Genomic DNA, 26,886 nt, shown 5'->3' with positions numbered 1-26,886 from the left:
TTAAGATATAATTGATGCTACATCGACTATAAGGGTAACAAGACCATCTCCTAATATTGTTGCTCCTATATACTCTTTTAATCCTTGTAAGCTTTTTCCTAGATTTTTTATTACTATTTCCTGCTGACCTAAAATATCATCAACTAACAAAGCAGCAATTTTTTCTCCAACTTTAGCAACGATTATATAGTTATTATCAGTATTATTCATAGATATTCTATCCTCTAAACTAAATTTATAAGACATCCGTATAAGCGGAATAATCTTATCTCTATACGATAGAACTTCCTTATTATTACTTTTCTTTATCAAATCTTCCTTCCAATTTATAACACTATCTACAAATCCCAACGATATTGCCATAGTTTCACCATTAACTTTAACAAGTAACGCTTTAATTATTTGCAAAGTTAGCGGTAATTTTATTACAAAAGTTGATCCCTTACCTTTTTCACTTTGAAGATCTATAGTTCCTCCAAGAGATGATATTTTTGTTTTGACAACATCCATACCAACTCCTCTACCTGAAATATCTGTAACCTTTTCATTTGTACTAAAACCTTCTAAAAAAATTAAATTCTTTATATCTGTTTCAGACATTCCATTAGTAGTTATACCAATTTTCTCAGCCTTAGCTTTAATTTTTTCAACATTTAACCCTCTGCCATCATCTCGTATCTTAATTACAGCTTTAGTGCCTTCTTGATAAGCATAGAGATGTATTTGCCCTGTTGGATTTTTACCAGCTTCAATTCTCTCATCCTTAGTTTCTATTCCATGATCTACTGCATTTCTTAAAAGATGTATAAGCGGTTCTCCAATCTCATCAATAACTGTCCTATCAAGCTCAGTATTTGCTCCTTCAATAACAAATTGAATATCTTTATTAAGTTCTAAAGACAAATCCCTTATCATTCTCGGAAATCTACTAAATACAACTTCTAATGGTAACATTCTAATTTTCATGACCAGGTCTTGTAATTCCGATGTGGATCGAGCAATTTGTTCAAGCGTTTCATTAAGTTCTGAAGAATTATATGTATTACTAATCTGCTCAAGTCTTGTTCTATGAATTACAAGCTCTGATACCATATTCATAACCATGTCTAACCTATCCAAGTCAACTCTAACTGATTGTGTCCCCTTCTTAATTGACATAGATTGTTTTTTAGTCTTAGACACTTTTTCCATAGTTCCATCTTTATTATTTGCATTTATTTGAACTTTATTTATATTTTCATCATTAACTGCTATGTTATTTTTTTCCTTAGATAAGTCTTTTGATTTAGTATTTTCTTCATCTTTAATATTATTTTTTAAATTTTCCGAAGCCTCTTCAAGATTTATGAATACCTCATTTCCATAAGATTTCTTAACATTGTCAGAATTTATTTCTTTTATAGCAACCTTCTTTATCTCAGAAATATGTTTTATAATATTTTGAAGATTCTCTTTAGGCATCATAGTTATATAAAGCATATCAACTTCAAAATCAAAATTTTCTGTTTCAATATCCTGAGTAGACGGTAAAGTATGTATAATATCTCCATACTTCTCTATCTCTCTAAATAATATAAAAACTCTTGCTGTTTTCAATAAAACAGTATCAGTAAGAATAATCTTTATTTCATAAACAAAATAAGGTGTCTTTTCTCTATTTATAATGTTTATATGATGCTCTTCAAGCTTTAACTTTTCTTCAACAGTTTCATCCTTTACTTTACTCTCATCTGTACTTTCAATAGTTTGATCTACATTTCCTACAACTTTATCCCCTGAAATTCCAGCTAAACTTTCAACGATCTCATCTATATCCATTTCATCATTATTTCCATCGCTTATGTTATTAATCATAAATTCCAATGTATCAAGACATTTAAATAAAATCGTAACAACATCTCTATTAACCTTGAGCGTACCCTCTCTAAATTTTGACAATACATCTTCCATCTTATGAGTTAATTCTGACATTTTCATATATCCCATTGTTGCAGACATTCCTTTAATGGTATGACTAACTCTAAATATCTCATTAACTACTTCTAAATCATCTGGTTTTTGCTCAAGCTCCAATAAAGAATCATTTAGTTTAGATAAATTTTCCATAGATTCTTCAAGAAACATCGATAAATATTGTGAAATATCCAATTTATTTCACCACCTTTTGGTAAAAAAATGTACCTAATTTATTGAACCCAACTTGTTTGTAATCGTAAATATTTTCTGTAGCACCTATAAAAACAATTCCCTGATCGTTTAATGAATCATAGAATTTATTATATATCTTAATTTTCTCATCTTTGGTGAAATATATAACAACATTTCTACACAATATCAAATCAAAATTACTCGGAAAATATTCAAGTATCAAATCATGCTTTCTAAATTTAATTTTATTCTTTATAAAATCTTTAATTTTGAATTTGTCTTGACTCATATCAAAATATTTTTCTAAATAATCTAATGGAACATTAACAATCTCATCTTTAGTATAAATCCCATTTTCTGCATAATTTAACATTTTTCTATCAATATCTGTCGCCAATATTTCATAATTAGCGATATTAATATTTTCAAGTATCATAGCTACAGAATAAGGTTCTGAACCATTAGAACAAGCACTACTCCAGATTCTATAAGTATCTCTCTTAGGTAAATGTTTTTTAATTAGTTCATCTATTTTAAAAAAGACATCTGGATTCCTAAAAAATTCTGTTACGTTTATAGTTATTAAGTCTAAAAAATCTTCATTTATTTTTTTATCAAACTTACATTTCTTTATAAAATCATCTGACGTGTTAAATCCTAATTTTGAAATAAAACTTTCAATTCTTCGATTCATTTGAACAGATTTATACGCATTTAAACGTATATCAAATTCTTTATAAACGTAATCATGGATTTTGTTAATATCATACATTATCCCTACCTCATTTAAACCACTCTATAATTTGCCTGAATGCTTAACAATCTCAAACAATATTTCATCTTTTGATAAAATTTTATCTATCATTCCGGTTTCAATTGCTGATTTAGGCATACCAAAAACAGTACTGCTTCCTTCATCTTGAGCTATAGTAATGCCTCCATTTATTTTTACATTCCTAATTCCATCAGAACCATCTTTACCCATTCCAGTCAACACAATACCTAAAAGACCTTTTTTATAAATCTTAGACGCTGAACAGAATAAAATATCAGCAGATGGTCTAACATTGTTTATTGGTTTGTTAACGTTTAATTTAATTTGTTTATTACAGTCAAGCTCCATATGATACCCACTTGGTGCAATATAAATTACATTAGCAATTGCAATTTCTCCATTTTTTCCTTCACAAACCTTATAACTACAAAGTCCAGCTAACCTATCGGCAAATTGTTTCGTATGACCTTCAGGCATATGCTGAACTATAAATACAGGCATATCTATTTTAGTTTCAAGATTTCCAAATATATATTCTAAAACCTTAGGTCCTCCTGTTGATGATGCAATTACTATAGCTTTATGGCTATCAAATATCGCTCTTTTAATACGACTATTTTTTATACCATAAACAATATCTACAAGTTTTTCCTTTATCTCAAAAATATTTTTAAGCTCAGATTTATTCAAAGCTTTGATAAATATTAACTTATCTGCACCTATTGTTTGTTTAATAAATTCAATCGTACTACTATCAAAATGTGATATAACTATTAAATTAACAGTAAAATTCTTCAATTCTAATAAACGCTTAATAAAATCATTTTTATCATGATATACTTGATTCAAAATTATTACATCTAGTACAATTCCTGAATTTATAATGAAATTTTTCATTTCATCACAATCATGAAAAATATCTATAATATCTATACTAGGGTCTTTCGAAAATCTATCGTAGACAAGTTTTTTCATTAAATTTGATTCATCATATATAATAAGTTTCGTTTTTATAATTCGATCTCTATATTTCAAATTCTTGTTTGTTTTTCCCATAAATTTTTACAAGAACTCTGCCATTATCCAGGTCAAAAAATACACTTCTTCCAACTACTCCTTCGATATGCTGACTTACAATAGATAATGAATTATCATGAAAAAACTTCCTCACTGCCTCTATATTCTTCTTCCCTATATCAAGAGTTGGAGAATTTCTTTTGAACATTGAAGCACCACCAACCAATTTGCCTACTATATTTTCTTTAAAACAACCCATAAGTATCAATTTACCAACCATAAAAGGTAATGCATAATTTGCATAACGCAATTTTGTTGTATCTGTTATTGTCTCACTAGGATTAGAATTTGGTAACATAATATGTGCTAATCCACCTATTTTCTTTGTAGGGTCATACATTGTAACTCCAACACATGACCCTAAACCTCTTGTTTCTAGAATCATTGGATGTGTCCCAAATTTCACATCACCAATTCCAACATTCACATTTGTATTCATAAAATTTACAAATCACTCTCTTCTAATTCTATAGCAATTATTTTGGTTATCGAAATATATATAACAATTTCGCCATTTAACAAAATCATATCTTTAACATAATGCAAGTCTATATACTTATCTTTATCCTTAAATGTATTTAATTTTTCTTTATTATCTTTAATCTTATTATTCTGATCACCGTAATTAAAAACCTCAAGTACCTCATCAACAACTATTCCAACTAAAACATTCCCATCTTTTACAATAATTATCTTTCTATTTGTGCTTTTAATAGGTGTATCATCTTCCACTCCAAGCCTTTTAGACATATTAAATATTTTTATAACCCTTCCTTCATGATTATAAAACCCCTCAAAACTTACCTGTTTTGATGGAACATATGTCAAATTTTCATATTTAATAATTCTATCAACATCTTTTATATTGCAAGCATACTTACTCTTACCAACCTTAAAGATTAAAAGCTTACTCATAAACATTCAAACAACTTACCTCCTTCTATAAACCATACTGCATTTCAAAACATACAAAAAAACTCAAGGCTATTTGTTTTTATTATTTCACAAATAGCCTAGAATATTATCTTATTATATTTTTTTTAAATATTTTTCAAAGTAAGAATTAACCATGCTCAAATATTTATTTTCAGATGAGCTGATTAGTATATCATTTATCTTATTTATTGGCAAAACATTTGACGATGTACTCGTAAGAAAACAAGCATCAAACTTTGCTATATTATCAACATGTACAGCTTCCTCAAACAAATTGAATCCAAGATTACATATAATATTATTTACATTAATACGTGTAATCCCATTTAAAACCATACAAGTTGGTGCAGTGAAAAAATTGTTATATTTAACAAAATATATATTGCTCCTACTTCCTTCAGTAATTAATCCATCTCTATTAACTAACAAAACTTCATAAACATTCTTTTCTTCAATAATCTTTTCCATCTTATTTTTAAAATTATAATTGTAAGATTTTACAGATGGATTTTCTCTTTCAATATTGCATGTAATACTCGCAACACCAAAGCGTGTATCTGGATAATAAAAATTAATTGGGTAAATATAAAAGTTAACTCTATCGTCCTTAAATATAAATTCAATTTTTATATTGCCATTTAAAATTTCATTTTTTTGTATGACTAACTCAATATTTGAAATCAAATTATCTAAATTAATTTTACTTCCATGCATTAACAAAATTGAATTATTAAGTCTGTCTATATGATCATTTAAAAATAATATTTTTGAATTTATAACTCTAATAACTTCATAAACATTCCTTTTATGATACTCATAATAATTTTTAAATTCTTTTTCAGAAATCAATTCACCATTAAACCAAAATTCCTTAAACTTAAATTCCATCTCCATTAATTCCAATTCAAATTAATTAATCCCTTCACTCTCTTACTACTATTTATAAGAAATCCGCCGCCAATCATACTAAACATAGGAAGGTCATGCAACGAATCTGAATACATTATCGAATTATCAAAATCATAATCTCTTATATTCTCTTTAAACAAAAGTTCTTGGAATCTAAAAACTTTTTCCTTACCTTTATTATTAAATCCTACCATCTTCCCTGTATAAAACCCATTCACAACTTCATATTTTGTTCCCAAAACATAATCAACATAAGTTAGCTCATTAAAATATTTCAAATAAAATTCTGGTGAAGCTGAAATTAAAACTATTACATACCCTTCGCTTTTACGCTTTCCAATCTCAATTATAGCATCTTTATAAATCAGCTTATTCATCAAATGCTCATAGAAAAATTTTCTCGCAAACCTATCAATAACATTTTCATGAACTCCATTCAAAAAAGATAAATACTGTTCTTTAGATTTTCTTTCATCATATATTTTAAGCCCATACATCAAACCCGAAAAAATAACATTATTCAGATAAGCATAAAAACGCTTGTCCTCCTTACATAAAAACTTATAAAAATCAATAAACGTATCCCTCTTTGTCAACGTTAAATCGACATCAAATATTGCAAATTTCATAGAATCCCCCAAATATGTAAAATAAAAGTGCCCTAAAAAATAAGGGCACACATAAAAAGTTCTTAATCTTCCTCTATCATACTATCATAATAAGCAGCAACTTCTTCGAACTCTTTTTCTTCTGGTACAACCAATTCATCATCATCAGTTAATCTAAAAACATAAGATGATCCATCTTCTTCATTGTAAACAACACAATAATTTTTATCTTTATATTCAAATCCATCAATAACCTCACACCTTATAGTGTTTTGGTTTTCATCTTCAAATTCAACAAAGACTGGCTCATGCTCAAGTTCTTCGTCATTTAACAATTCTTTATCTTTATTTTCCATAATATATCCTTAAAAGGAATACACCTCCCTATTCTAAACTTTCGTACTTATCTTATATTGTTAACAATTAAAAATGAAATTATGTTATTTATTATTATTTATTTCTTCAAGTAATTTCTCTGGTGAATCTGCTGCGATCATTTTACCATCCAATAAAACAAAAAGTGATTCACAACATTCTCCACAATAACCCAAACATCCATGAACTTCAACTTCAAATTCGTTTGATTTCTCTAATTCTTCTACAACTTTGTCTGTCCCTAAAGCAAAATTACTTTCACAAATATCTATTTTTTTCATAATTTACACTTCCTCATATCGATACTTAGAATATTCAACATTCACAACTCAATTCTATTACATATAACTACTTTAGTCAATTAACTTATAAAAATAAATAAAACTTCTAGTCATAAATAAACTAGAAGTTCACAAAAACATAAATCTAAAAAGCTACAATTTTTTGCTCTATACTGCTAATCCTATTAAAAACTTCACTCAATTGCACTTTTAATTCTATGATTGATTTTTCTTTATTTAAAATTGATTCTATCTCTAAAGCCTTTTCATAAATTTCATGTATTTTACTAATCTTAAAAAACAAAGTACCAAAATTACTTGAACTTGTATTATTTATTATATTTGAATAACAAGTTGCATTCTCTCTATCAATATTATTTTTTAAAGAATAGTAATGTGATGCTATTGCCTTTGGATGTCTATTTAACTTAACAGATAACATATCAAATATTTCTATCTTCTTTTTATTTTTAAATTCTGCCATATAGTCGAATAATATATTATTCTCCTCATCAGTCCAAATCCTCTGAGGATACTTCTTTTTAAAATTTTCTGTTTCATTAATCAATTTATAATAGTAAACCCTAGCTTGCCCTGGTGTAATATGCGGATACATGTTTGAAAAAAGTTTTGCTGCATCCTTAACGGTTATTTTGCGTTTTTTACACTCAGTTATATGTTCTAAAAGACTTTGTTTCTCATTATCTGTCCATTCTCTTTTAACTGCCAATCAACTCACCTCTTTTAAAAACACTATGACAATGACACGAGTTAATCATAACACAATTTGAATTTTTTGTAAATATATTATTTTTTTGTTAATCTTAATAAGATAAATTTCTTATTTTGTCATTAAATTCATCCACATTAATTTTTGACACGTTATCATTATTCACATTATACTTTTGTTTCATTTTCAATACACTATAAACCTTTTTTTCAATTTCAAACTCAGAAATTTCACCATTTAAAACTGCGTTCTTAATAAAGTTAATTGAATCCACAATATTTTGATAACCAGATCCTATCAACAAAATATCAACCCCAGCTTGAAGAGCCTTAAGACAAGCCTCAGTAATAGAATTATTTTTAGTAAGCCCATTCATTATCATATCATCTGTTATAACAATTCCCCTAAATCTTAATTCTCTCATAAGTATATCATCCAAAAAAACCTTAGACAAAGTGGCAATATTTTCAGAATCAATATTTTTATAAAGTAAATGTGATACCAAAATTGAATCAATGCCATTTTCTATAGCCATCTTAAATGGATACAATTCAATATCCTTAACTCTTTCATAATCATGATTAACTATGGGCAATTCATAATGTGAATCCTCTTTTGTATCACCATGTCCTGGATAATGTTTACCTACAGCAATAACTCCACTGTCCTTAAGTCCTTTCATTGTAGCTACTGCTAGTTTTGATACAATTTCTTTATCACTAGAAAAAGCTCTTGACCCAATGACTGTATTTTCAGGATTAGTATACACATCTAAAACTGGAGCAAAATTCATATTAAATCCTAAACTATGTACAAGCTCACCCATAACTCTTGCAGTATCATAAGCATACTGCTCATTATTTATTTTCCCAATATCACGTGCACTCTTAAATTTAATAATCTCATTAGGAAGTCTTGTAACAGTCCCTCCTTCTTGATCCAAAGAAAGAAACATCGGAATATTAGATCCATTTTTATTAATAGTCTTTATTTCATTAATAAGTTTGACAACTTGATCAGAACTTTGAATATTTCTCCTAAAAAATATAAATCCAGAAACTTTGTAATCGTTTATTAACAAAATATCTTCTTGTGTCAAATTTGACTCTCCATCAAATCCAACTATAAATAATTGTCCAATCTTTTCATCTAAATTCATAGAATTTATTTTTTCTAATATTTCATCAGGCTTATTAACTTTTACTTGAATTAAATCTTCTTCCATCATACGATTATATGAACAAGAATTTATAGTAAATAAACTTAAAAATATCATCAATAAAAACGTCTTTATTATAAAAATCATCTCCATAAAAATAAATGTGAGTTATTAAAACAACTCACATTTACCAAATTAATTTATTCTAAACCAGCAAGACTCCTATATTGTTTATTTTTCTCTTCAGCATCCTTAGCCGCTTGATCGAATATCTTTTCCATTTCATCTGGAACAATTTTAGATAAAGAATTAAATCTTATCTCACTCTTAATATACTCTTTAAAATCTTGAGTTGGCTCTTTAGAGTCTAATATAAATGGATTTTTCCCTTCATCTTTTAATGCTGGATTATATCTGAATAAAGTCCAATATCCAGCTTCAATAGCTCTCTTAGCTTGTTTTTGAGCTGTACCCATTCCAGATAATATTCCGTGGCTTATACACTGACTATATGCAATTACTATTGATGGTCCTGGATAAGCTTCAGCTTCTCTTATAGCTTTTAATGTTTGGTTGAAATCAGCACTTAAAGATACTTGAGCAACATAAACATAACCATAACTCATAGCCATTGCAGCTAAATTTTTCTTCTTAACCCTCTTACCTTGTGCAGCAAATTTAGCTATAGCACCAAATGGAGTTGATTTAGAGGACTGTCCTCCAGTATTTGAATATATTTCAGTATCAAATACTAATATGTTAATATCTTCATTTTGTGCAATAACATGGTCTAATCCACCGAATCCGATATCATAGGCCCATCCATCTCCTCCAAATATCCAGTTAGAAGTTTTAACTAAAAATTCTTTATTATCTAATAACTTCTTAGCTACATCATTAGATTCTTTCTCTAATAATGGAACTATTCTCTTTTGTAATTCTAAAGTCTTATCACCATTATTAAAATTCTCAGTCCACTCTTTCAATAAAGAACTTAAATCTGAAGAAATATTTCCTTTTTCAATTAATTCATTAGCTAAAGTGAAGTTATCGTTTCTTCTATTCTTAGAAGCCAAATATAAACCATAACCAAACTCAGCAGCATCCTCAAACAATGAGTTAGCCCAAGCTGGTCCTCTTCCCTCACTATTTTTAGTATAAGGCATAGCAGGCACGGATCCTCCCCATATTGAAGAACATCCAGTTGCATTTGCAACTACCATTCTTGGTCCAAATAATTGAGTCACAAGCTTAGAATAAGGAGTTTCACCACATCCAGCACAAGCTCCACTAAATTCCATTAATGGGTCTTGGAATTGACTTGCTTTAACTGTTGTAAGAGGAAGTGGATTCTCTTTAGGTTCAACTTTTTCTGAATCAAATGAATAATCATAATGCTCTTGCTTATGTTTCGTACGCTCACCATCAGTTGCAACCATCTCTAATGATTTTGGCTTAGATGGACATACGTCTACACAGTTAGCACATCCTGTACAATCTTCTATAGAAACCTGTATAGAAAAATTCAATTTCTTTTCTGTTCTAATACCTTTTGCTTCAGCAGACAAATATCCTTCTGGAGCATTTTTTATCTCATCATCTGTTAATAAGAAAGGTCTAATAACAGCATGCGGACAAACAAACGCACACATATTACACTGAATACATGTTTCAGGATTCCACTTAGGTACAGTAACTGCAATACCTCTCTTTTCAAATTTAGAAGTTCCATTTTCAAATGTACCATCTTCTCTACCTTTAAACACACTTACAGGTAATTCATTTCCTTGAAGTTTATTTACTGGTTCAAGAATATTTTTCACATAATCAGTTTTTTCTAAACTACAAACATAATAATCACTTTTATCAGTATCTTGTGCATTTTTCCAGCTTTCTGGAACATCAACTTTTACTAAAGAAGAAACGCCCGCATCTATAGCATCAAAATTCATTTTTACAATCTTTTCACCTTTTTTGCTATAAGCTTTTTCTGCAGATGTTTTTAAATATTTAACAGCATCTTCTACAGGTATTATTCCTGATAATTTAAAGAACGCTGACTGCATTATCATATTAATTCTTGCGCCAAGACCTAATTCTCTAGCAATCTTAACAGCATTTATTGTATAAAAATGTATATTATTATTTGCAATTGTTCTCTTAACATGTGCAGGTAACTTTTCTTCTAATTCCTCTGGTGTCCACAATGTATTCAATAAAAATGTACCATTATTTTTTACTCCAGAAACAATTGTTTCATATTTATTCATATAAGATTGATTATGACAAGCTACAAAATCAGCTTTAGTTATTCCATAAGTAGATCTAATTCTATTATCTCCAAATCTCAAATGAGAAATTGTTATTCCTCCAGATTTCTTGGAATCATATTCAAAATAAGCTTGAACATGTTTATCAGTATTATCTCCAATTATTTTGATAGCCATTTTATTAGCCCCTACAGTTCCATCAGATCCTAATCCCCAGAACTTACAGCTAATCATCGCTGAATCTTCTATTAACACATCATCTACCAACTTAATATTAGTATTAGTAACATCATCTACTATACCAACAGTAAATCCATTAGATACATCCTCAGATTTTAATAATTCAAATACAGAAACAACATGAGTAGGGTTAAGCTCTTTAGAAGCTAATCCATATCTACCTCCAACTATTGTTGGATTTCTATCTGTTCCATAAAACGCAGTTAAAACATCTTTATATAATGGTTCACCTTGAGATCCTGGCTCTTTAGTTCTATCCAAAACAGCTATTTTCTTAACACTCATAGGAATTTCTTTTAATAAATGCTTAATACTAAATGGTCTATATAAATGAACTATAAGAACTCCGACTTTCTCACCTTTTGCCAATAAATAATCAACAGTTTCTTCTACAGTTTCCGCAGCAGATCCCATACAAATTATAATTCTTTCAGCATCTTGTGCTCCATAATAGTTGAATAATTTATAATTCTTACCAGTAAGCTCATTAATTTTATTCATATATTGTTCAACTATTTCTGGTAACCTTTCATAGTAATTATTCGCAGCTTCTCTCGCTTGGAAATATATATCAGGGTTTTGTGCAGTACCCCTAGTTACAGGTTTACCAGGATTTAATGCATTGTTCTTGAAATCATTTAACGCATCAAAATCAATTAATTTTTTTAATTCTTCATATTCAAACGCTTCTACCTTTTGAACTTCATGCGATGTTCTATATCCATCATAAAACACAAGAAATGGAACTCTACCTTTTAGCGATGATAAATGAGCAATAGGTGCTAAATCCATAATCTCTTGAACTCCACTAAGTGCCAATAAAGAAAATCCTGTTTGCCTAGTAGCCATAACATCTTGATGATCTCCGAATATAGATAAAGCTTGTGCTGCTATAGCTCTTGCTGTTACATAAAATACAGCTGGAAGTAACTCACCAGCAATCTTATACATGTTAGGTATCATTAATAATAATCCTTGAGAAGCTGTATAAGTAGTTGTAAGAGTTCCCCCTTGTAGTAATCCGTGAACCGCACCAGATGCACCTGCTTCTGATTGCATTTCTATAACATCAACAACCCTACCAAACACATTTTTTTTGCCTTGTGATGCCATCTCATCTATATTTTCTCCAATACCACTTGAAGGTGATATAGGGTAAATTGCTGCTATTTCTGTAAACGCATATGCAATGTATGCTGCAGCACCATTACCATCAACAGTCATTGTCTTTCTTTTAATCAATTTAATTCCTTCTTTCCATACTAATACTGATACTTAAGAACATTTTTTTGAAGAAGCTATATAATTTTATTACAAGCTAAATTATAACAAATTTTTATTGACATTTTTTAAATAAATTGTGTATTTTTTGTTAAGTATGTTATTTTTTAATTTTATCCTAAACTATATTTTCCCAAAAATTTCGTATATTCAATATCATAATTACCCAATTTATTTTTTAAACCTTCTTGACTTTTTCTATCTCCATGAACTAAAAATAATTTTTCAAGTTTTTCTTCCATAAAAGATAGATATTTAACTAAACTATTGCAATCTCCATGTCCAGATAAACTTGGAAAATTAAAAATTTTAGCATTAACTCTAAATTTATCTCTAAATATTTTTATTTCTTTGACTCCATTACTTAACTTCCATCCTAACGTTCCCTGATTTTGATTTCCTATTAATATGATAGAGTTAAGAGGATTTTCAATTTGCTTTCTTAGATGATACACTATTCTTCCACCCTCACACATTCCCCCTGCTGCTAAAACAATATAAGGCTCATTATTTTCTTGAACTTCAATTGATTCTTCTTTAGTCGTTATATATTTAAGTGATTCAAAATATAAAGGGTTGTCACCTTTGTCCAATCTTTCTTTAGCTTCATCATCATATATTTCTTCACACTCTTCGTAAATATCTATAATTTTAGTAGACATTGGACTATCTATATACACTTTATATTTAAATTTATTTTCTTCATAAATATCATTTAGCAAATACAATATTTCTTGCATCTTTCCAACAGTTGCAGCTGGTATTACGCACTTACCACCTTTCATTAAAGTGCCAATAATAATTTCTCTAAATTTATCAAAAAACTCATTCGTTTCATGTTGTTCCAAGCTTCCATAAGTACTTTCAACTATCGCATAATTAACATCAGTAACTTGTTCTGGGTCTTTCAATATAGGTGTATTTAATTTCCCTATATCACCACTATAAAATATTGACTTGTCATTTATTTCCAAAACAATAGATGCAGATCCTAACAAATGTCCAGCATCAAACAATTCAACATATATATTTTTTAAAATCTCAATTTTATTTCTGTAATCTAATTCAACATAGTTTTCTATAAACATATCAAGGCTTTTATCATCAAATAATTTATCACTTTCCTCAGAAGAATTATATATTTTCAAACTCTCTTCCAATAAAACTTTTGATAAAAGCTTTGTTGCTTTTGTTCCATAAACCTTTCCTCTATACCCCATACTGTACAGAATAGGAATCCGTCCACAATGATCAATGTGAGCATGACTCAAAACAATAGCATCAACTTTAGACACATCAAAATAAAAATCTGTATTAGAATATTTCTTTATATCTTTACCTTGAAAAATTCCACAGTCCAATAATATATTTCCATAATCTGTACAGATCATATGACACGCCCCTGTTATACCATCAGCTCCTCCGTAATTTATATAATTAATCATTACACGCTCCTAAAAAAATAAATAGGTATCAGGATAACCTGATACCTATTTATTATGTACATATTTAATACAATTTATTTAACATATTTTCATCACAATCATTTATTATCGTACAAAGTTTCATCTTTCCATCTAAGTCAAATGTAGATAATATTATATCTCTTTGTTTATCAAAATTATTACAATTAAAAACTTCTCCAACAACCACGATATTATCAGAGTTATTTATAATTTTTAATCCTGATAAATCTTTTTCATTCACTATACTATTTTGCCAAACTATTTCACCGTTACTATTGTATTTAAGCAATACCAAATCTTTATTCAAAGGATTATTTATACTAATAGTCGTTTTTACATCTCCATCCTGATTACTAACTTCGGCTAAAACAACAACTTCGCCACCACCTATAGATACAACATCTTTAAAATCATCTATATGGGATGATCCATAAAAATCACTCCAAATTTGATTCCCATCACTATCAAATCTTGCTATAAATCCATCAGTCCAGTCCGATTCTCTATATCCCGATCCTATCACGTAATACTCATTATCCAAAATTCCTATAATTTTATTGAATCTATTTATTTTAGAATCTTCAAATAATTTCCCCCAAATTATTCCATTATTCCTATCAAGTTTTATAATATAGCAATCTTTATTATCATCTAACTTTGGCGAAGAATATATTTTCCCAACTAATATTTTATTTGCAGATGTATCATTATACACGGTATCCACTGACACACTACTTATTTTTATTTTATCATCTATGTTCAAACTATTTTTAAATTCATCTTCTGGCAAAATATATACATTTCTATTTTTAATTACCTTCTTACCAAATACATCTTTATAATCATAGATCAATTCATTATGAAAATTAGTTAAAATTTCCTTATAATTAGATTCATTAACTTCTTTGTTAGCGTGATTTAAAATAGTAACGTAATTTATATCAATACCCACCTGCTTTAAAAAATCATCTTTAAGTTGCTTGTAACTAAAATTTTTAAACACAATAATATCAACTAAATTAGTATCCCTACCAAAAATCTTGCTGTTTACATTCAAACTAAAAATCAAACAAAATCCTATGACAAAAATAATTATTTTTCTCATGAAACTACCTCTTAGAAAATTAAAACATTAAACCATAATCATAATAATTTAAATATTAGTATTTCCATAAAAATTAATTTTATCCATAATTATTTTTTCAATAGTTTATACACGCCTTTTAACTCAATTAAAAATTCATTTAAATTATTCAACTCAAACTTAAACTCAAAATTATGTTTACCCATGGAATTTAAATACTTAGGATCATAATAATTCATAATCAAAACCTCTGCTAACCTTTCATATTCCGCGTTTTTAAACAAAGTCCTATACTCTTCCATGTTATTTTTGTTTGAGTATTTATCCAGAAGATTCATACTCTCTTTAAAATCTTTCAAAATTTCACTATCAATATTAACTTTTCTATTTTTTATCTCACTAAGCGAAACCTTTAAGTAATCCGCAATCAAATTTTCAACTCTAATTTGAATAGGTAAATCCACATAAACATGAATGCCTTCATTCATAACTTTAAAAAAATATTCAGGTATTATAATTTTACCTATCCTCTTACTTTCTCCTTCTATAAATACATGTATTTTTTCAGAATCGTCGCATTTATTTGTTTTAATTATTTCTAAAATGTCATGAAAAATTATTGATTCAAAGTTTTTTTGAGAATTTTGCTCTCCGAGATTAACTCCACCCAAAAATGAAGCACGATGATTCGCCGCACGCTCAAGATCAATAACAGGATAACCCTGTGTTTTTAATTCTTTTAGTATTTTTGTTTTTCCAATTCCAGTTTTCCCATGAATGACAATGAATCTTATATTCTTTAAATAATTTTCAAAATTCTCCCTCAAAAATTTTCTATAACCCTTATATCCCATATCCAATTTATAATTTTTTATCCCAATAGAGTTAAACAAATTATGTACAGTTAAACTTCTCATTCCCCCACGTGCACAAAAAAATACAATTTCTTTATTATTTTCAAAAACCTCAGAAACTTTATTAAAGATATCCTCAAGTTTATATCCTGCGTACCTTAATGCTAACCTCTTCGCATCGCAAACACTCTTATTAACATAGGTGAAACCTACTTCTTCTCTTTCTTTATTATTAAGTATAGGAATATTAATCGCACCACTTATTGTCCCATTTTTAAATTCATCTTCGGATCTAACATCTATAACACAAACATTATCCATATTCACAAGTTTTTTTGCATCTACAACCTTAACAAAAATAAAATTACCTCCAATACACTATATTTTTAACATCATTTCTAAAAATAATATAAATTATAACTAAAAAAGTCTATTATTGTTGAAATAATTTATTTTTTGTAATATGTTTTTCGAAAATTTATTATGGCTTAAATTTAGAAAAAACGTAAGTTTAATTATACATTGACAATATATTTTTAATTAATATATAATTATATTGTAACATTTTTTAATATTTAATTTCGTTTTAATTACATTATAGAATCGTAATTTGAATAGGAGGATATTTTCTTTCATGAAAAAATCATTTATAAAATTATTAATTGTATCAACTGTATGTTTAATACCTTTAAGTAACATAAAAAATCCAGTAATTAAAAGTTTAGCTATAGAAAATACAAACACAAATCAAATTGAAAATAATATATCAAAAAGTTTAGATGTCAGATTTTTTATACACGAAGGTGATATAATAGTGGCTAAAGTTTTAATTCCTGAAATTAATAAATACAACTTTGTAAGTGCAGAGATTTCTAATAGTTCAATGTCAATTAATATCGTAGATGGTCAAGTTGAATTATACAATTTAAAGCCCGAAACTGAATATAAAGACATTTCAATAAAGTTAATTGATTCATCTAACAAAATACACACATTTAAATTGAACAACTTTAAAACTCCTAATCAAATCACCAAATCTCTTGATGTAAAAGTTTCTTCATATAAAGATAATTTCAGTGGAGAAGTTATGCTTCCATCATACATATATCCCATATCTGCAAAAATTTCTAATGATAATTTATTAGTTGACGTTTCAGATGGTACTATTACCATACTTGAACTTAAACCTAATACTACATATTCATACTTAAATTTAACAATTTTCGATGATCAAAATAATAGCCACGTATTTAATTTGAATGAATTTACAACTACAAACAAAAATTTTAGCTATGTTGATGTATCCATAAGCAAAAATAATAATAATATACAAGCTAAAGTCATTTTACCAAATGATTTAACTATAAAAGATGCCAAATTATCAGATACTAATTTAAAATTTGTAATAAATAAAGAAACAAACGAACTTATATTAAGCAATCTTGAACAAAACCAATCATATGAAAATATCAAATTAATCGTTCAAGATACTGAAAATAAATTACACAATTTTATAATTAACAATTTTTCAACCGATATCGTAGCTATTGATTTAATAAAACTAGCCTCATATATCGAAAATGCGTACAATACAGCATTAAATAGAGTTGAATTGGATAAAAGCGGTTTTAAATATTGGTTTTCTCAACTTTCTACTTTCAAAATAAACGCAAGAGATTTCATACTAAATTTGTTGAACACTGAAGAATTTTTAAAAATTTCACAAAATCCCATCGATAAAATAACTAGAATTTATGCTGTGATGTACAATAGAACTCCTGATAATGAAGGACTTAATTTTTGGATAAAAGAATATGAAGAGAATTTTAAGGTCACAAATGATGAAAAGAAATCTGTTACTAATATAGTAACTAGAATGCTTGGAGAGCCTGAATTCAAAAATATAATCGAAACAATAGGTATAAAATATTAAGAGAGTCTAATTAAAGACTCTCTTCTTTTCGATCATTTTTGAATATTAATCCTATTACAATAACACATATGAATAATACAAAATATACTGCAACAGCCTTAATCCCATGAGAAACAAAAGTTGCATATATCATAAATAGCGAACACAAAATAGCAGCATAAGGTATAACATATCTATTAAACAGATTTAAATCCTTAAGTTTTATGCTCATCCAAAAAAATATAGGAATATATAATGCATACATACTAATAACTGGTAACTCAGAAAAATCTAAAAACATTCCAAAAAAACCTGCATTACTTAAATACCACATAAGTAACCACAAAAGTATCATTGAAACTGCAAATAATCCTGAATTAATTGGAACCTTATTTTTTTCACTTACCTTAGAGAAAAAACTAGGACGTGGACCCATTCCTCTAACTGCTAAAGAATAAATCCCCCTTACAGTTGCAAGCATCATTCCATTTAAAGTTCCAAGACAAGAAATTATAACGAAAATAAATAATGTGCTTCCTCCAAAATTTCCTAATACATTAAAGAACGCTATTTTTATAGAATCTTCTCCCGCATGTATGAACTCATCAACAGACATCGATCCAGATATTCCAATAAAATATAACAAATATATAATAACTATAAAAATACTACCTATTATCAAAGATTTAGGCAAATTTTTACGTGGATCTTTTAACTCTGAATTTATTGTTGTAGCAACAATCCAACCCTCATAAGCAAATGCTGTAGCAACAATCGAAGTAAGTAATGGATTAGATGTTACTATATCTGTTGATGTATTAACAAAATTTTGTATTGTTTGACCACTTGAAACACCTTTAATTATACCTACAATTCCCATAAGAACTAATGGTATTAATTTTATAAAAGTTGTTGATACCTGAATTTTTCCAGCTAATAACGGAGCAAATATATTTAAAAAATACATTATTACCAAATACCCTAAAGCTATTAAATATACTTCCATACTATTTGCATCCACATTAATTCCAAACAAAGTCAATGTATATCGTGCTGATATCCAACACAATATAGCTGTTAATGACGGATAATACACAACCGACATAAACCATCCTACAATATAACTATACGTTTTACCAATAGAAGCCTCTGAATAATCAACGATTCCATTAATTTTTGAATAACGTCCAGCTAAAATAGAAAAAGCATATGCACAAATAACTATTATGCTACCACTAGCTATCCAAGAAAATACACCCATATACATATTCCCAGCAGTAGCCTGGATAACTTTCTCTGCTTTAAAAAACACACCACTCCCTATAACAATTCCTACAACCATCGCTACAGCTGTCCAGAATCCATATCTCTTTTTCAAACTATCTGACAATTGTACATTACCTCCTAATCATATATTAAGAAATATCTTAACACAATTCACACACTAATATCATCAAATATTTATAAAATAAATATAAAAAAGGCTTTACCATGTAAAGCCTTGTAAAATAATATATTTAATTTCCCTCTTTCTCTAATTGAGAAATATATTTTTCATATATTTGATCATATAACTCATCATTACCTGAATACTCCGCTTCTACTAATTGCTTTTCTAACTGACCAGCTTCTGCACTATAAAATCCATCTTTCACATCCTGATCAATCATATAGAAATCATAAGTTTTTTCTATTTCCAATTGTGTAGCTTCAGATTTAATTCCATTTTTAAACTCATTAGCTTTTGTTTGATCTATATATCCAGAACTTAACATTTCGTTTATTAAATCTGAATAATCATAATCACTTGCATAATCCGAATAATCATAATCATCTAAATATCCATAACTACTTGCATAATCCGAATAATCATAATCATCTAAATATCCATAACCACTTGCATAATCCGAATAATCATAATCATGGTCAGGATAATAATCCATATAACGATTTGATCTATAATTATTATACTTAACACTAACCATATCTTCTATATTATTTTTCGTTACCATTGATTTAACAACAAATGCTCCAAATACTATAAAAGCTCCTAGAGTCGTACCTAATAAAATATTTTTAGTTTTTTCCTTCAACATATTTCTTAATCTCCTAATAATTTATTCTTTATTTTAACTTTCAATTTGCATTTAATTTAATTGTCACTTCCAATGATCTTATTATATTTCCAAATCAAATTATTAAATAGTAAGTTTTACTTAAAAAAAAATTAAAAATTAATGTCTTTAAATGTTAACATGTTAAAATTTAATGTCGTTTAGTAAAAAACAATTAAAGTATTTATATCTTTTTTACATTATAAAACGATATTATATAAACTATAAACCATATAGAATCTATATTTTCCAAAAAACTCCTTTAAAAACATAATCTTTACAATATCTATCCTAAAAATATATTTAAAAAGCCTATTTTTCTTTAAGTTTGGTTAACTCCATTAACTTATTTGGGCACTTAAATTAAATTTTAAAATTAAACTTATTTTTCATAATGGAGTTATCCGAACTTTGAGAAAAATAAAAAGGCTAATAAAAAATTATTAGCCTCAAAACATATACTCAGGTTTAAATATTTTAGATTTCAAAACATTATCAATTAAAATTTTTCCACTTTCAGATAAAATAATATAACTTCCATCTTCATTTAAAAAGAATTTAGTTTCATGATTAAGAAGAATATCCTTCAATTTCTTATCTATATCCACATCTTCAATTTTTTCAATTAAAATATCCTTCAGTTCAATTAAAACACCTCTGGTTTTATCGATATTATAGATCATATTATTTGAATAAATTTCATCCCCATCTTTATATATAGAAATTATTGAATTGTTTTCTGCCACATTAATCAAATTTTTTGGGATATTACTGTATAAATCATAAGTAGATTGTGTATAGCTTCTCATCTCATCATTAATTTGATGACTATCAATTTCATATTTTTTTAGAGCTCTCGGTATAATTGCAAGTAATAAACAAGATGCAAAAAGCAGACCTACACAAATATTAGTTGTATAATTAAATTTTTTGAACTTTTTATTGGATTGTTTAGAAATGCATTTTATGATATGTTTATTTAAATCATCTGGGTAATCTTGATTTAAATATTCTTCCTTCAATGAATCCAAATCCTTATCACTATACACTAATCCCTTCCTCCTCTAAATTAATTTTAAGTATCTTCAGCGCTTTATATAAATTAGTTTTAACTGTATTCTCTTTCATATCCAAAATATTTGAAATATCCTTGATTTTAAAATCTTCAAAAAACCTTAAAATCACTATAGTTCTTAATTTAAGCGGGAGGTTGTCCAAAGCATATTTTAAAACAATTTTATCCAGTATACTATCGTTGTTATCTTCAACTGAATCAACTAATTCATCATTAAAAATACCCTTACATCTCTTATTTAAAAAATCAAAACAACTATTTATAAGAATTTTGGTAATCCAAGGTTTGATTGAATTTAAATCCCTAATCTTTTTACTAAATGAAAGTGCTTTATAAATAGTATTTTGAACTATCTCAAGGGCATCATCTTTATTTTTAACATAGCTAAATGCAATTCTATATAAATACTTTTGATTATTTATTATATAATCTTCAATATATCTTTTATTAGTATATTCTAAAACCATTTCAGAATCTTTATTTCTCATTCAAAAAATTCCTCCAAAGTTAAATTACATTTAACATTATACCATTTTTAATCATAAATAGTAAAAATTTATGTTTTAGTAAAAATTTTCGAAAAAAATATGAACAAATTGTTGATTTTTTAAAAACTATATATTAATATATAATTTGTGCTTGACTAAAATTTTTGGAGGCAAAATTATGAAAAAATTACATAATAAAGTAATAGCATCATGTGTATTGGCATTAATATCATCAGTTCAACTACGAAAACTTTAAAACTTCCTATAGTTACTACTCCTGGAGGACTTAAAACTACAAATTTAAATACGACAAGTACAACTCCAGCTTCATTATTATTACAATTACGTAGTAATTCTGGTAGTGGAATAACTACTGTTTTAACTGGACAAGGTGGAGGTAGACCTACAATAGTACATGCTGGTCCATTCTTAATGAAATAATAAATTGAATTAAACCATTTTTTAAACATAGTAAAAGCTCAGAGGGAAATTAATCTCTCTGAGCATTTTTAATTACAAACACTATCTATATATTTCTTATACTCATTCATTATAATCTTAGTATGTGGTCCAACCTTTCCATCATTTATTAATCGTCCATCAATATTAACAACAGATATTACTTCTGCAGCAGTTCCTGTAAGAAAACATTCATCTGCTGTATAAACATTATACCTTGTAAATTCCTGTTCTCTTATATCATATCCAAGCTTTTTCAAAATTTTAATAATTAAAATCCTAGTAATCCCATTTAATATCCCTGTATAACTAGGCGGTGTATAAACAACATCATCTTTTATTATAAAAATATTATCCCCCGTACATTCTGTAACAATTCCATTGGAATTTAAAAAAATAGCTTCTTGTGCTCCTCTATTATTTGCCTCCATTTTTGCCAAAATATTTAACATATAATTCAGAGATTTACATTGCGGATCTAACATAGATGTTCCAATCCTAGTAAAAGATGAAAAAATAGCATTCATTCCATTATCATAAAACTTCCTATCATAAAGAGTTATATTAGACACTATACAAATTAATGTAGGGTTAGCCACATCAGGAGTTGGTGGTGTAAGACCCAGATTATATGCTCCTCTTGTAGCTACAAGCCTTATATATCCATCTTTAACATTATTCATTTCTATAAGTTTCTCGATTATATCAACTATTTCATCTTTTGAATAATTTAAAATTATATTTGTATACTTAGATGAATCAAAAAATCTATCTATGTGCTCATCACACATAAATATCTTCCCATTATATATCCGTATACCTTCAAAGAATCCATCACCATACAATATACCTCTATCAAATACAGAAACTAAAGCCTCATTTTTATGTACATACTTACCATTTATATAAACAATTGAATCATTACTCATAACTGCACAAACTCCCAACTCTAATAATTTGTTCCATTTTATATTATATCATTTAATTTAAAACAAAATAGAGATACCTATTATAAAAATAAGTATCTCTAATCAAGTTATTTCTAAATAATCCTTCGTATCCAAACTCTTCCTTTTGCCATCAACATATAGAAGGACTTTATTCTTTGATATCTTTTTAATATTACAAGTATCTATATTGCCATAATCAGAATCCATCAAACCTTCTCCAATAAACCTCGATAACCTATTATTAAATCTTCCCTCTATAAAATATGGAGATAAAATTTTTAAGGAATCTATTGCTCTAGTAATACCTACATAAAAAATACGTCTTTCCTCTTCTTCATCATAGAATATATTTATATTATTTTTAAAATTCATCTCTCTATCCATATCACGGGCATTTATAATATAAACACATCTAAATTCCATTCCCTTTGAAGAATGAATAGTACCAAAATTTACTCCATGAGTAGAATTAATTAATCTAATATTTTTACTAAACTCATCTACAGATTTAAATTTTGTAATTACATTATAAAAATACTCTATAAAATAATTAACCTCTGCTTTATTCAATTTTTTCTGTGTAATAATGTTATCAAGGTACAACGAATACCCCAGTTTATTTAAAATTCCATTAATTCTACTATCTATAGGATATTTTCTGAATCTTTTAATCATTTTTTTCAAACTAAATATACTTCGCTTATCATTACAAGAAATTTTATCAAAATTCGCATCAATTACACTAAAAAAATTAGAATCGTAATCAAACTTATTTATAATCTGATTAACTCTTCTACTAAACAAGAATGTTACCTTGTTATATATCTCTTTAAAATTATTTATAGTTGGATTATCTATAAATTTAAGAAAATTAATTATATCCTTTATATAGAAAATCTCAAAAATATTGAAATCACTATCCAAAAAATTAATTTTAATATTCCTTTTGATAAATTCACTCAATATGCTGAAAGAATCTTTATGATTTCTATACAAAACTGCAAAATCACATAAATTTACACCACTCTTTTGAAGATTCTCTATATCATCTACAATATATTTACCTTGATCAGTATCCTCTAAAAATTTTTTACAAATAACCTCACCTTCTTCCTTCTTATTTCCACATAATTGTTTTTTATTCCTTATCCTATTATTTTCAATGACGTTACGTGAAAAATTAATAATAGAATGTTTAGATCTATAGTTGTATTTTAAATAATATTTTTTAGCCCCTTCAAATACGTCACAAAAACTAACCATTATAGATGGATTTGCACCTCTAAATTTATAAATGCTCTGATCATCATCTCCTACACAAAATAACTTAGATTTAATGCTAAGCATTTTTAAAATCTCAAATTGCACATTATTACAATCTTGAAATTCATCAACCAATATGTACTTAAACTTATCTCTATAAAATTCTAAAATATCATTTCTATCTTTAAATAACCGTAATACTTCTCTCTCCAAATCATCAAAATCATACAAATTATTAAAAAGTTTATAACTCTTATATCTCTCAATAGCATCTTTCAATATATGTTTAGGTAACCTTGTTTCAAATTCATCTATACTTTGATTACTCGCATTAAATCTAATAATTTCACACATAAATGATTGAATTTTATATTCACTCACAAAATCTATATAATTCTTCAATATATCACTTAAAAATTTCTGTATATTTTCATCTGTAATAATTTCAAAATTAGAATTTATATTATCCCTGATGATTTTATAAAACAAAGCATGAAAAGTATAAAAGTGAGGCGATGTTGATGATTTACTTAATTTATCAAACCTTTCTCGCATATTTTCACATGCCTTCTTAGTAAATGTAATCAATAAAATACTGTCTTCCTTAAAACCAGAACTAACCAAATACATAAGTTTCTCTATAATAACCGTTGTCTTACCGCTACCAGGTGCTGCAACTAATAAAACTTTATCTTCATTAGAAAAGATCGCATTATTTTGATATTCATCAAACATAAAATCACCCCTAATTCCTTTTTTTTAAAATTATTCCAAAAAAAACTAATTTTAAACAATTTTTAATAAATATTATAGTTATTATTGAAAATTTTCATGTTTGCAATTACTATCTTATTTATAATATTTTTTAGGATGTGTTTATTAAATGTTTGAAAATAATGAGATTAATTTATCATTACTAGTAGATTTTTATGAGCTAACAATGGCCAACAACCTTTTTTTAGATGATCAAAAGGGTGTAATAGCTTGTTTTGACATGTTTTTCAGAAAAATACCAGATAATGGTGGGTACTGCATAATGGCAGGCTTAGATCAATTTATTACATTTATAAAAAATTTGAAATTCACACCAGAAGATATAAAATTCCTGGAATCCAAAAATTTATTTGATGAAAAATTCCTAAACTACCTTAAAAATTTTAAATTTTCCTGTGATGTATATGCGATTGAGGAAGGATTCCCAATTTTCCCAAAAGAACCTATCGTTACAGTTAAAGGACCCATTTTAGAATGTTTAATGATTGAAACTATTCTTCTATTAACACTAAATCATCAGATACTAATATCAACAAAAGCTAGCAGAATTTGCACTGCAGCTAATGGTAAAAGTGTTTTAGAGTTTGGCTCTAGAAGAGCACAAGGATATAGTGGAGCTATTTATGGTGCAAGAGCCTCTATAATAGGTGGATGTGTCGCAACTTCATGTACAATATCAGAAAAAAAATTCAACATACCTTCATTTGGCACTATGGCTCATAGCTGGATTCAAATATTTGATTCAGAATACGAAGCATTCAAAACATGGGCTAAATATTCACCTCAAAATTGTGTTCTATTAATTGATACTTATAACGTTTTAAAATCAGGACTACCAAATGCAATAAAGGTATTTAAAGAACTCCCTAAAAATAATGATAGAATTCTCGGAATTAGAATTGATAGCGGCGATATAACTTATTTAACCAAAAAGGCAAGAAAAATATTAGATAGCGAAGGGCTCCAGGAAGTTAAAATAATAGTTTCAAACTCATTGGACGAGAATATAATAGCAAATGTTTTATCTGAAGGTGCAGAAGTAGATATGTTTGGTGTTGGAGAAAGACTTATAACCTCTAAAAGCGAACCTATTTTAGGAGGGGTATACAAGCTTTGTGCATTATACAAAAATGACGTTCTTATTCCAAAAATTAAAATCAGTGAAAACCATGATAAAATTACTATTTCAGGACTCAAAACAGTTTATAGATTATTTGACTCTAAAACCAATATGGCAATAGCAGACCTCATAACAAACTTCGATGATGTAATAGATGAAACAAAACCACTTACTATATTTGATCCAAACTTCACATGGAAGAAAAAAATCATAACTGATTTCTATGCAATAAAATTACACAAAAAAATATTTGATAAAGGAATTTGTGTATATAGTTCCCCTAGTGTTATGGAAATACATGAAATTAAAAATAGAGAATTTTCCAAATTATGGCCAGAAATTACTAGGATTGAAAATCCACAAAATTATTTTGTAGATTTATCTCAAGAACTTTGGAATAATCATCAAAATTTATTGAACAAATACTCAAATAAATATATTTGAAAATACTATCAAAATTACAAACAATATAATTGTTTTATAGAATTCACATCAATATAAATACAACTAATTTATCTAATTAAAATTAATATACAAT

Annotated in this window: 24 protein-coding genes; 3 read left to right on the top strand and 21 right to left on the bottom strand. The window is 27.3% G+C overall.

Features of this window, described 5'->3' with window-relative positions; all coding sequences use genetic code 11:
- The 15 genes from RATSFB_RS02610 to mnmH form a co-directional block, all read right to left on the bottom strand.
- On the bottom strand, positions 1–2,148 hold the full coding sequence (locus RATSFB_RS02610; protein WP_014094495.1) for a chemotaxis protein CheA: 2,148 nt from the start codon (positions 2,146–2,148) through the stop codon (positions 1–3).
- A 1-nt stretch (position 2,149) separates the two neighbouring features.
- Positions 2,150–2,920 carry a CheR family methyltransferase gene (locus tag RATSFB_RS02605; RefSeq protein WP_014094494.1) on the bottom strand — a complete coding sequence of 257 codons (771 nt, stop codon included), beginning with the start codon at positions 2,918–2,920 and terminating at the stop codon, positions 2,150–2,152.
- A 24-nt stretch (positions 2,921–2,944) separates the two neighbouring features.
- Entirely contained in the window at positions 2,945–3,979 is a 1,035-nt protein-coding gene (locus RATSFB_RS02600) for a CheB methylesterase domain-containing protein (protein ID WP_014094493.1), read from the bottom strand.
- Positions 3,948–4,439, bottom strand: a complete 492-nt coding sequence (locus tag RATSFB_RS02595; protein WP_014094492.1) for a chemotaxis protein CheD — start codon at positions 4,437–4,439, stop codon at positions 3,948–3,950. The genes RATSFB_RS02600 and RATSFB_RS02595 overlap by 32 nt, the downstream gene beginning before the upstream one ends.
- Positions 4,440–4,444: 5 nt before the next feature.
- On the bottom strand, positions 4,445–4,915 hold the full coding sequence (locus RATSFB_RS02590) for a chemotaxis protein CheW (protein ID WP_242821421.1): 471 nt from the start codon (positions 4,913–4,915) through the stop codon (positions 4,445–4,447).
- Positions 4,916–5,029: 114 nt separating this feature from the next.
- On the bottom strand, positions 5,030–5,824 hold the full coding sequence (locus RATSFB_RS02585) for an aminotransferase class IV (RefSeq protein ID WP_014094490.1): 795 nt from the start codon (positions 5,822–5,824) through the stop codon (positions 5,030–5,032).
- Positions 5,825–5,829: 5 nt separating this feature from the next.
- Positions 5,830–6,474, bottom strand: a complete 645-nt coding sequence (locus RATSFB_RS02580) for an HAD-IB family hydrolase (protein ID WP_014094489.1) — start codon at positions 6,472–6,474, stop codon at positions 5,830–5,832.
- Positions 6,475–6,536: 62 nt separating this feature from the next.
- Complete coding sequence (locus tag RATSFB_RS02575; protein WP_044035522.1) at positions 6,537–6,809, bottom strand: DUF1292 domain-containing protein; 273 nt, start codon at positions 6,807–6,809, stop codon at positions 6,537–6,539.
- A gap of 84 nt (positions 6,810–6,893) precedes the next feature.
- Positions 6,894–7,109 carry a DUF1450 domain-containing protein gene (locus RATSFB_RS02570; protein ID WP_014094488.1) on the bottom strand — a complete coding sequence of 72 codons (216 nt, stop codon included), beginning with the start codon at positions 7,107–7,109 and terminating at the stop codon, positions 6,894–6,896.
- A 145-nt stretch (positions 7,110–7,254) separates the two neighbouring features.
- Positions 7,255–7,839, bottom strand: coding sequence for a hypothetical protein (locus RATSFB_RS02565; RefSeq protein ID WP_014094487.1), 585 nt, complete (start codon positions 7,837–7,839; stop codon positions 7,255–7,257).
- A gap of 94 nt (positions 7,840–7,933) precedes the next feature.
- Positions 7,934–9,115: a beta-N-acetylhexosaminidase gene (gene nagZ, locus RATSFB_RS02560; protein ID WP_242821420.1), complete on the bottom strand. Its 1,182-nt coding sequence runs from the start codon at positions 9,113–9,115 to the stop codon at positions 7,934–7,936.
- A gap of 83 nt (positions 9,116–9,198) precedes the next feature.
- Complete coding sequence (gene nifJ, locus RATSFB_RS02555) at positions 9,199–12,732, bottom strand: pyruvate:ferredoxin (flavodoxin) oxidoreductase (RefSeq protein ID WP_014094485.1); 3,534 nt, start codon at positions 12,730–12,732, stop codon at positions 9,199–9,201.
- Positions 12,733–12,902: 170 nt separating this feature from the next.
- Positions 12,903–14,234, bottom strand: coding sequence for an MBL fold metallo-hydrolase (locus RATSFB_RS02550; RefSeq protein WP_014094484.1), 1,332 nt, complete (start codon positions 14,232–14,234; stop codon positions 12,903–12,905).
- Between the two features lie 64 nt (positions 14,235–14,298).
- Positions 14,299–15,360 (bottom strand): hypothetical protein, encoded by a 1,062-nt coding sequence (locus RATSFB_RS02545; RefSeq protein WP_014094483.1) that lies wholly within the window; start codon positions 15,358–15,360, stop codon positions 14,299–14,301.
- Positions 15,361–15,449: 89 nt separating this feature from the next.
- Positions 15,450–16,553 (bottom strand): tRNA 2-selenouridine(34) synthase MnmH, encoded by a 1,104-nt coding sequence (gene mnmH, locus RATSFB_RS02540; protein ID WP_371136980.1) that lies wholly within the window; start codon positions 16,551–16,553, stop codon positions 15,450–15,452.
- Positions 16,554–16,827: 274 nt separating this feature from the next.
- Between mnmH and RATSFB_RS02535 the strand changes: the two genes are divergently transcribed.
- Positions 16,828–18,126: a hypothetical protein gene (locus RATSFB_RS02535; RefSeq protein WP_014094481.1), complete on the top strand. Its 1,299-nt coding sequence runs from the start codon at positions 16,828–16,830 to the stop codon at positions 18,124–18,126.
- Between the two features lie 10 nt (positions 18,127–18,136).
- Here the strand turns inward: RATSFB_RS02535 and RATSFB_RS02530 are convergent, their stop codons facing one another.
- The 4 genes from RATSFB_RS02530 to RATSFB_RS02515 form a co-directional block, all read right to left on the bottom strand.
- Complete coding sequence (locus RATSFB_RS02530; protein WP_014094480.1) at positions 18,137–19,495, bottom strand: APC family permease; 1,359 nt, start codon at positions 19,493–19,495, stop codon at positions 18,137–18,139.
- 127 nt (positions 19,496–19,622) lie between these two features.
- Positions 19,623–20,201 carry a hypothetical protein gene (locus RATSFB_RS07235; protein ID WP_014094479.1) on the bottom strand — a complete coding sequence of 193 codons (579 nt, stop codon included), beginning with the start codon at positions 20,199–20,201 and terminating at the stop codon, positions 19,623–19,625.
- Between the two features lie 467 nt (positions 20,202–20,668).
- Entirely contained in the window at positions 20,669–21,268 is a 600-nt protein-coding gene (locus RATSFB_RS02520; RefSeq protein WP_014094478.1) for a hypothetical protein, read from the bottom strand.
- Complete coding sequence (locus RATSFB_RS02515; RefSeq protein ID WP_014094477.1) at positions 21,261–21,782, bottom strand: sigma-70 family RNA polymerase sigma factor; 522 nt, start codon at positions 21,780–21,782, stop codon at positions 21,261–21,263. The genes RATSFB_RS02520 and RATSFB_RS02515 overlap by 8 nt, the downstream gene beginning before the upstream one ends.
- 210 nt (positions 21,783–21,992) lie before the next feature.
- Between RATSFB_RS02515 and RATSFB_RS07340 the strand changes: the two genes are divergently transcribed.
- The gene (locus tag RATSFB_RS07340) at positions 21,993–22,223 is read left to right on the top strand and encodes a hypothetical protein (protein WP_148267215.1); all 231 of its coding nucleotides are present in this window, start codon (positions 21,993–21,995) and stop codon (positions 22,221–22,223) included.
- A gap of 68 nt (positions 22,224–22,291) precedes the next feature.
- Here the strand turns inward: RATSFB_RS07340 and ilvE are convergent, their stop codons facing one another.
- Positions 22,292–23,170 (bottom strand): branched-chain-amino-acid transaminase, encoded by an 879-nt coding sequence (gene ilvE / locus RATSFB_RS02505; protein WP_014094476.1) that lies wholly within the window; start codon positions 23,168–23,170, stop codon positions 22,292–22,294.
- Between the two features lie 102 nt (positions 23,171–23,272).
- Positions 23,273–25,189, bottom strand: a complete 1,917-nt coding sequence (locus RATSFB_RS02500) for an ATP-dependent helicase (RefSeq protein ID WP_014094475.1) — start codon at positions 25,187–25,189, stop codon at positions 23,273–23,275.
- 148 nt (positions 25,190–25,337) lie between these two features.
- Between RATSFB_RS02500 and RATSFB_RS02495 the strand changes: the two genes are divergently transcribed.
- Entirely contained in the window at positions 25,338–26,792 is a 1,455-nt protein-coding gene (locus RATSFB_RS02495; RefSeq protein ID WP_014094474.1) for a nicotinate phosphoribosyltransferase, read from the top strand.
- The last annotated feature ends 94 nt before the right edge of the window (positions 26,793–26,886 follow it).

Source organism: Candidatus Arthromitus sp. SFB-rat-Yit, from assembly GCF_000283555.1.
Classification (GTDB): Bacteria; Bacillota; Clostridia; order Clostridiales; family Clostridiaceae; genus Dwaynesavagella.
The sequence above is the reverse complement of the archived record's forward strand: the minus strand, read 5'-3'. Positions and strand labels throughout refer to the sequence as shown.

What these genes read in the sequence shown, in the direction of transcription:
- RATSFB_RS02605 (WP_014094494.1), bottom strand. Translation starts at nt 2,920, where the DNA reads ATGTATGATATTAACAAAATCCATGATTACGTTTATAAAGAATTTGAT.
- RATSFB_RS02600 (WP_014094493.1), bottom strand. Translation starts at nt 3,979, where the DNA reads ATGGGAAAAACAAACAAGAATTTGAAATATAGAGATCGAATTATAAAA.
- RATSFB_RS02595 (WP_014094492.1), bottom strand. Translation starts at nt 4,439, where the DNA reads ATGAATACAAATGTGAATGTTGGAATTGGTGATGTGAAATTTGGGACA.
- RATSFB_RS02590 (WP_242821421.1), bottom strand. Translation starts at nt 4,915, where the DNA reads ATGAGTAAGCTTTTAATCTTTAAGGTTGGTAAGAGTAAGTATGCTTGC.
- RATSFB_RS02585 (WP_014094490.1), bottom strand. Translation starts at nt 5,824, where the DNA reads ATGGAATTTAAGTTTAAGGAATTTTGGTTTAATGGTGAATTGATTTCT.
- RATSFB_RS02580 (WP_014094489.1), bottom strand. Translation starts at nt 6,474, where the DNA reads ATGAAATTTGCAATATTTGATGTCGATTTAACGTTGACAAAGAGGGAT.
- RATSFB_RS02575 (WP_044035522.1), bottom strand. Translation starts at nt 6,809, where the DNA reads ATGGAAAATAAAGATAAAGAATTGTTAAATGACGAAGAACTTGAGCAT.
- RATSFB_RS02570 (WP_014094488.1), bottom strand. Translation starts at nt 7,109, where the DNA reads ATGAAAAAAATAGATATTTGTGAAAGTAATTTTGCTTTAGGGACAGAC.
- nagZ (WP_242821420.1), bottom strand. Translation starts at nt 9,115, where the DNA reads ATGATATTTTTAAGTTTATTTACTATAAATTCTTGTTCATATAATCGT.
- nifJ (WP_014094485.1), bottom strand. Translation starts at nt 12,732, where the DNA reads ATGACTGTTGATGGTAATGGTGCTGCAGCATACATTGCATATGCGTTT.
- RATSFB_RS02550 (WP_014094484.1), bottom strand. Translation starts at nt 14,234, where the DNA reads ATGATTAATTATATAAATTACGGAGGAGCTGATGGTATAACAGGGGCG.
- RATSFB_RS02545 (WP_014094483.1), bottom strand. Translation starts at nt 15,360, where the DNA reads ATGAGAAAAATAATTATTTTTGTCATAGGATTTTGTTTGATTTTTAGT.
- RATSFB_RS02535 (WP_014094481.1), top strand. Translation starts at nt 16,828, where the DNA reads ATGAAAAAATCATTTATAAAATTATTAATTGTATCAACTGTATGTTTA.
- RATSFB_RS07235 (WP_014094479.1), bottom strand. Translation starts at nt 20,201, where the DNA reads ATGTTGAAGGAAAAAACTAAAAATATTTTATTAGGTACGACTCTAGGA.
- RATSFB_RS02515 (WP_014094477.1), bottom strand. Translation starts at nt 21,782, where the DNA reads ATGAGAAATAAAGATTCTGAAATGGTTTTAGAATATACTAATAAAAGA.
- RATSFB_RS07340 (WP_148267215.1), top strand. Translation starts at nt 21,993, where the DNA reads ATGTGTATTGGCATTAATATCATCAGTTCAACTACGAAAACTTTAAAA.
- ilvE (WP_014094476.1), bottom strand. Translation starts at nt 23,170, where the DNA reads ATGAGTAATGATTCAATTGTTTATATAAATGGTAAGTATGTACATAAA.
- RATSFB_RS02500 (WP_014094475.1), bottom strand. Translation starts at nt 25,189, where the DNA reads ATGTTTGATGAATATCAAAATAATGCGATCTTTTCTAATGAAGATAAA.
- RATSFB_RS02495 (WP_014094474.1), top strand. Translation starts at nt 25,338, where the DNA reads ATGTTTGAAAATAATGAGATTAATTTATCATTACTAGTAGATTTTTAT.